Origin of the sequence: endosymbiont of Lamellibrachia barhami, from assembly GCF_011947365.2 — a bacterium.
Classification (GTDB): domain Bacteria; phylum Pseudomonadota; class Gammaproteobacteria; order Chromatiales; family Chromatiaceae; genus QGON01.
Window position 1 is genome coordinate 2,612,465 of the sequence record NZ_JAAVSH020000001.1, and the last position, 6,846, is coordinate 2,619,310.

The following is a 6,846-nucleotide window of genomic DNA, read 5'->3' on the forward strand; positions in this document are numbered from 1 at the left end:
CGTGTACTTCGTTCAGTTACGTATTGCTCCCTTCGAGGTGATGGTCGGGGCAGTGTTGACTCAGAATACCGCCTGGTCAAATGTGGAACGGGCAATCTGCAATCTCAAGGAGGCCGGATTGCTCGACTGCCAAAAAATGGCGCAAGCCGATCCGCCTCTCCTGGCACAGCTGATTCGCCCATCCGGGTATTTCAATATCAAGGCAAAACGGCTGCAGCATCTCTGTAGTGCATTGATCGCAGCAGAAGCACTGGATTCGATGCCCGATGAGGTGCTGCGGAAGTGGTTGCTCGATATCAATGGCATCGGCCCGGAGACCGCTGACGATATCCTGCTCTATGCCTTTGAACGTCCGTTTTTTGTGATTGATGCCTACACCCGCAGACTCTTTTTTCGCTTTGGACTGGTATCGGGTGATGAAAGTTATGAGATGCTGCGATCAGAGTTCGAGCAGACGCTGGGTCCAGATGTCGGGCTGTATAATGAATACCACGCGTTGATCGTACGTCATGCGAAAGAGGCCTGCCGGACTAAACCTTCATGTGAGATCTGTTGCTTGCGCGGTTCCTGTGGATGGAAAGACTGGTAGGACGGTTCAAGCGTAGTGGAACCGGCAAACCAAGGTTGTATATTTATTGCCTGATCCGCTGTGCTTGATCAGGCCTACGAACTATTGGGTTCATGCTGCGACTGCAACCTTATTACGGCCTCTCTCCTTGGCTTGGTAGAGTGCTTCGTCGGCCCTGATGAAAAGATGTTCACTCTCTTCGTTGGAATTAAGTGTGGCGACGCCAAGACTCATTGTGATGCTCAGCCCCTTTGAACTGGCAAACACCAGTGCTTCGATATTCTGTCTTATGCGTTCGGCAAGAAGAAGCGCGCCCGCCTGGTCAGTTCCACTCAATACAACCGTGAACTCCTCACCGCCATAGCGGTAGAGTGCGTCGCTGCTGCGAATAGTGGCTTCGACTGCCTGGGCCACGCATTTCAGCACATAGTCTCCAATGGAGTGACCATACTGGTCACTCCATATGTAGAAGCCATTGGGCTGGGTCAATCATACAAGCGCGCACTACCAGTAGCGTGATATAGAGCAGTGCGCACTGAAAGTGGGACGTTGGCGCTATCTGAACACAGCAGGTGAATGAGCACAGGTATTAGGGCTGGGCCGGAAAGCGTCAGCGTGCGCCGCGTTCGGGTGGCGACGATCTGGTACTGGTGGGGAGGGCGATAGACGGGCACGCATGGCGTCGCGAGGATGGTCCAAACGTCTCTGGAAGGCCGTGACAGTGAAAAATCCAAGTCACCACGGCGAAGCGATAGCGAAAGCAATGCAGCAGCATGGAAATCTGCGAAAATCCACGCCCACAAAACGTCGTGAGGAACTGGATCCCTGGGGACGAAAAAACGCTAACGTGGGACTGTCAAAACACTCACTCTGGAATCTTTGATGCCCTGCTGTCGGCATATGGGCAGCAGCACTGGTGGCCTGGAGAGACACCCTTCGAGGTGATGAGTCGGGGTAAGTTGACTTGTGAATACTGCCTGGTCAATGTGGAACGGCAATTCAGTATCTCTTTGCGGAGGCTGATTGTCGACTGCCAAAAATGGGCAAGCCGACCCGCCTCTCTCCTGGCATCAGCGTCGACATCCGGTATTATTTCAATACTGGGCAGAACGGTTGCAGATTTCTGTAGTGCATTGATCGCAGCAGAAGCACTGATTCGATGCCTGATGAGGTGCTGCGGAAGTGGTTGCTCGATATCAATGGCATCGGCCCAGAGACCGCTGACGATATCCTGCTCTATGCCTTTGAACGTCCGTTTTTTGTGATTGATGCCTACACCCGCAGACTCTTTTTTCGCTTTGGACTGGTATCGGGTGGTGAAAGTTATGAGATGCTGCGATCAGAGTTCGAGCAGACGCTGGGTCCGGATGTCGGGCTGTATAATGAATACCACGCGTTGATCGTACGTCATGCGAAAGAGACCTGCCGGACTAAACCTTTATGTGAGATCTGTTGCTTGCGCGGTTCCTGTGGTTGGAAAGACTGGTAGGACGGTTCAAGCGTAGTGGAACCGGCAAACCAAGGTTGTAGATTTATTGCCTGATCCGCTGTGCTTGATCAGGCCTACAAACTTCGACTGTGTTCATGCTGCGACTGCAACTTTATTACGGCCCCTCTCCTTGGCTTGGTAGAGTGCTTCGTCGGCCCTGATGAAAAGATGTTCACTCTCTTCGTTGGAATTAAGTGTGGCGACACCAAGACTCATTGTGATGCTCAGCCCCTTTGAACTGGCAAAGATCAGTGCTTCGATATTCTGTCTTATGCGTTCGGCAAGAAGAAGCGCGCCCGCCTGGTCAGTTCCACTCAATACAACCGTGAACTCCTCGCCGCCATAGCGGTAGAGTGCGTCGCTGCTGCGAATAGTGGCTTCGACTGCCTGGGCCACGCATTTCAGCACATAGTCTCCAATGGAGTGACCATACTGGTCGTTGACCTTTTTGAAAAAATCGATATCAAGAACGATGAGAGAGAGTTCAGATCCGTTGCGATGGCCCAGTTCCACCTCCCGGTGAAAATTGCTGTCGAAGGCTGTCCGGTTTTTCACGCCAGTCAGTGAATCAACAAAGGCGGATCGGATCGCTTCTCGATAGAGCAGGGCGTTGCGCAGAGGATAGAGCAGGGTAGTCAGAAGATTCTCCAGTATCTTGGCTTCCGCGTCTTTAAATCGTCTGCTGCGGCTGAAACCAATATCTCCGAGTGGCTGACCCAGCACCTTAAGACTATAGTTAACATTATGACGACACTGTTCTCCCGTGGTGATGGTTAATGCATCACCCGGCAGTTGGAATGTTGCGCCGTCATATTTGAAATGGGATTTGATGACGTCAAAGAAAAGCTCAATCAGGTTCTCCAGTTCAAGCGTGGTCTGTAGCCTGGTCGTGAGTTCCACCACCTGAGCAATCTGCTGTCCACCCTCGCTGCTCCGTGCAATGCCCTCGGGTAGAAGCGAAACACCTGTTGGAGAGTTGCTTTCTAAGCTTTGGATGTAACCCGTCATTTTTCTGACCTGCGTTTTTGTGATTTGTTTTGTCTGTAGCGATTAGCGTGCCAAAAAATAAATTAGCAATAAAAACAATAATATACGATAACTTGTCCTTGCCAATGTCAAAAAAGTGCCGCGGAAAAGGCATCAGCATTGGGACTATAATTACTTTTATAGGTGATCCGTGACAGTCTATCAAACCAATTGACCCGGCATGGATGCGGTTTACAATTGGGTCCGGCTTTTTGATCTTGTGTGCATGGCATATCGAAGCAGGCTGCTTGGCCAACGACCATAAGGTGCAGATCGTGAATCTCTCTTTGATGATTAAATTACTGGGTTGCATTTTGCTGGCAAGCCCCCTGACATTTGCCGCAGAAAATGAGAATGTGACCTTAACCGCCGGGCTGATCAATCCTGGTTTTCATGAAAAGCCTGACTGGTTTCGCCACTCTTTTCTCGATCTGAGGGAGGATGTCGAAGAGGCTGCGGATTCCGGTAAACGGATTTTGCTTTTTTTTCATCAGGATGGCTGCCCCTACTGTGCGAAGCTGCTGAATGAAAACTGGTCTCTCAGGCCGCTTGTGGAAAAGACCCAAGAAAACTTTGAAGTCATCGCAATCAATATTTGGGGTGACCAGGAAGTGACCGATTTGCGGGGGACAGAAACCACCGAGAAGCGCTTTTCAGAATCCCTCAAAGTGATGTACACACCGACCTTGATCTTTCTGGATGAGGCGGGAAGACAGGCTTTGCGTATCAATGGCTATTACCCGCCGCATAAATTCGAGGCGGCGCTCGACTATGTGGCTGGACATCTTGAGCGTAAGCAACCCTATCGTGACTATCTGGCCAGTGTTCAGCCGCAGGCGGTGAGTGGGAAATTGCATCAGGAGGTTGGCTTTCTGCCACTGCCGCTGGACTTGCGCGCCAAGGCCAGAGAGAGCAATAAGCCCCTATTGGTGTTGATGGAGCAGAAAGCCTGTTCCGCCTGCGATGAATTACACGGTAAAATCATGCGAAAATCGGCAGTCAGAAAGACTCTGGAGGCATTCGATATTGCACTCGTCGATGTCTGGAGTGGGGAGACTTTGACGACACCAGGAGGCGTGCAACGGACGGTGAGTGAGTGGACGAAAGAACTCGGCATTCAATATAGCAATGTTGATCTTGTGTGCATGGCATATCGAAGCAGGCTGCTTGGCCAACGACCATAAGGTGCAGATCGTGAATCTCTCTTTGATGATTAAATTACTGGGTTGCATTTTGCTGGCAAGCCCCCTGACATTTGCCGCAGAAAATGAGAATGTGACCTTAACCGCCGGGCTGATCAATCCTGGTTTTCATGAAAAGCCTGACTGGTTTCGTCACTCTTTTCTTGATCTGAGGGAGGATGTCGAAGAGGCTGCGGATTCCGGTAAACGGATTTTGCTTTTTTTTTCATCAGGATGGCTGTCCCTACTGTGCCAAGCTGCTGAATGAAAACTGGTCTCTCAGACCGCTTGTGGAAAAGACCCAAGAAAACTTTGAAGTCATCGCAATCAATATTTGGGGCGACCAGGAAGTGACCGATTTGCGGGGGACAGAAACCACCGAGAAGCGCTTTTCAGAATCCCTCAAGGTGATGTACACACCGACCTTGATCTTTCTGGATGAGGCGGGAAGACAGGCTTTGCGTATCAATGGCTACTACCCGCCGCATAAATTCGAGGCGGCGCTCGACTATGTGGCTGGACATCTTGAGCGCAAGCAACCCTATCGTGACTATCTGGCCAGTGTTCAGCCGCAGGCGGTGAGTGGGAATTTGCATCGGGAGGTTGGCTTTCTGCCACTGCCGCTGGACTTGCGCGCCAAGGCCAGAGAGAGCAATAAGCCCCTATTGGTGTTGATGGAGCAGAAAGCCTGTTCCGCCTGCGATGAATTACACGGTAAAATCATGCGAATACCGGCAGTCAGAAAAACGCTGGATGCATTCGATATTGCACTCGTCGATGTATGGAGTGGAGAGACTTTGACGACACCCGGAGGCGTGCAACGGACGGTGAGTGAGTGGACGAAAGCACTCGGCATTCAATATGTGCCGAGCATGCTCTTTTTCGATCCGGCGGGAAAAGAGGTGTTTCGCGCGGAGGCGTTTTTGAAAACCTTTCACACCCATGCAGCGATGGAAACTCGGCATTCAATATGTGCCCAGCATGCTCTTTTTCGATCCGACGGGAAGAGGTGTTTCCTTGCAGGCGTTTTGAAAACCTTCACACCCATGCAGCGATGGATTATGTATCCACTGGCGCCTATCTTAGTCAACCTAATTTCCAACGATATGTGCAATCCAGGGCGGCGGAGATGGAAGCACAGGGCATCACTGTCGATCTAATGGAATAGTTTCCAATCTATAAAATAAACCATTAACAGGAAGAGTATGGAGAAGATTATCGGGTACATCCTGCGTTTTGCCATGCGGGTCTACACAAATAAACTGAACAGGGTTGCGGAGCGCAACAATGCCACTTCAAGGGAGAAGAAAGATCGATACGATATTCTGATTACGGGAACCTTCTATTCCGGATCAGTGGATCATCTCCCATCTGTCGGCCGATGTCGGAGTCTAACCGGGTCGGTCGGATCTATATGGTGGCCGCGACGAAGTTGCCGGAGATTGACAAGGTCTCACCGATCTATCCGAATGCCAGATTACAAAAGATTGTGGGTGGCACGATTGCCCGCCTGATCACCCTATCAAAGGTTGCAAAAGAGAAACGTCCAGACGTGATTGTCGGATTTCATCTGTTGCTTAACGGACTGCTGGTTGTGATGCTTGGGAAAAAATATGATTGTCATTCGGTCTACCTTTGTGGCGGCGGTCCCTTGGAGGTGCTCGGAGGCGGTTACCTCACCGAAAACAAGTTATTCAAACAACTTGGCAGGCACGATGCAGTGGTGGAAAAGGCGCTGATCAACGCTGTCTCCCATTTCGGTAGTGTCGTGGTACGGGGAACCGACGCCAAGCACTTTTTCGAAGAGCGGGGTGTCAAGGGTGATGATATCTATATCATGTCCGGCGGGATTGATGGCGCCAGTTACTACCCTGGTGACGAAGAGAAGCGTGCTGATCTGATCTTTGTCGGACGAATCTCCAATATCAAACGGGTGGATATTCTGCTACAGATCGTTGCAAAACTGAAACCGGAGCACCTTGCGATTAAGGTGTTGATAGTCGGTGATGGTCCGGATGGTGAAGAGATGGAGCAGATGGCTGCCTCTCTGGGTATCAGTGAGAATATCGACTTTGTTGGTTGGCAGACAGAGGTGGGGGACTGGTACCGGCAGGCGCGTGTATTTATTCTGACTTCCGACTCCGAAGGACTCTCCCAGTCGATGATACAGGCGATGATGACGGGGCTTCCTGCCGTAGTTTCGGACGTGGGGGATCTCAGTGAGTTGGTTGAAAATGATCGAAATGGATTCCTGATACAGAATCAGGATATTGAAGCATATGCTGCGGCAATTTCGGGTTTGTTGGATGATCCGGATAAACTGGCGACTTTTGGAACGGCGCAGCGAAGTTATTGCCAGGGCCGATCAGTGAAGTTGGAGAGGCTGCCAAAGTGGAACTGGCTTTTGCTGATCTGGATAAAAACTTCAGGGCTGATCCAAGCAGTCATTTTAAACGTCCTGTGTTGAATCGGGAATATGTTTTTTCCCAGGGATGATTCCGGGCTTCTATGTATCGATAGGTGTTTTCAGAGAACAACGTCGTAAAAATCAGGAGCAATACGTAACTGAACGAAGCATACCA

The 6,846-nt window shown here is 50.6% G+C and carries 8 protein-coding genes; 6 read left to right on the forward strand and 2 right to left on the reverse strand.

The features are described 5' to 3' along the window. Positions 1-589: endonuclease III domain-containing protein (locus tag G9Q73_RS11745; protein WP_246345231.1), on the forward strand; the 589-nt coding region annotated here is incomplete at its 5' end. A 90-nt stretch (positions 590-679) separates the two neighbouring features. Here G9Q73_RS11745 and G9Q73_RS11750 read toward each other — a convergent pair. Next, positions 680-1,057: a GGDEF domain-containing protein gene (locus tag G9Q73_RS11750; RefSeq protein WP_177419954.1), complete on the reverse strand. Its 378-nt coding sequence runs from the start codon at positions 1,055-1,057 to the stop codon at positions 680-682. Between the two features lie 670 nt (positions 1,058-1,727). On the opposite strand from G9Q73_RS11750, the gene G9Q73_RS20510 reads away from it, so the two are divergent. Beyond that, complete coding sequence (locus G9Q73_RS20510) at positions 1,728-2,057, forward strand: endonuclease III domain-containing protein (RefSeq protein WP_246345233.1); 330 nt, start codon at positions 1,728-1,730, stop codon at positions 2,055-2,057. A gap of 93 nt (positions 2,058-2,150) precedes the next feature. Here G9Q73_RS20510 and G9Q73_RS11760 read toward each other — a convergent pair whose 3' ends face one another. Further along, on the reverse strand, positions 2,151-3,065 hold the full coding sequence (locus tag G9Q73_RS11760) for a GGDEF domain-containing protein (protein ID WP_177419955.1): 915 nt from the start codon (positions 3,063-3,065) through the stop codon (positions 2,151-2,153). Positions 3,066-3,373: 308 nt separating this feature from the next. Between G9Q73_RS11760 and G9Q73_RS11765 the strand changes: the two genes are divergently transcribed. The 4 genes from G9Q73_RS11765 (at position 3,374) to G9Q73_RS11780 (ending at position 6,731) form a co-directional block, all read left to right on the forward strand. Continuing rightward, positions 3,374-4,267, forward strand: a complete 894-nt coding sequence (locus tag G9Q73_RS11765) for a thioredoxin fold domain-containing protein (protein WP_177419956.1) — start codon at positions 3,374-3,376, stop codon at positions 4,265-4,267. Between the two features lie 10 nt (positions 4,268-4,277). Then, on the forward strand, positions 4,278-4,532 hold the full coding sequence (locus G9Q73_RS11770) for a hypothetical protein (protein WP_177419957.1): 255 nt from the start codon (positions 4,278-4,280) through the stop codon (positions 4,530-4,532). Beyond that, positions 4,444-5,424: a thioredoxin family protein gene (locus G9Q73_RS11775; protein ID WP_218649951.1), complete on the forward strand. Its 981-nt coding sequence runs from the start codon at positions 4,444-4,446 to the stop codon at positions 5,422-5,424. Before G9Q73_RS11770 ends, G9Q73_RS11775 begins: the two co-directional genes overlap by 89 nt. Before the next feature lie 221 nt (positions 5,425-5,645). Then, the gene (locus G9Q73_RS11780) at positions 5,646-6,731 is read left to right on the forward strand and encodes a glycosyltransferase (protein WP_177419958.1); all 1,086 of its coding nucleotides are present in this window, start codon (positions 5,646-5,648) and stop codon (positions 6,729-6,731) included. Positions 6,732-6,846: the final 115 nt, after the last annotated feature.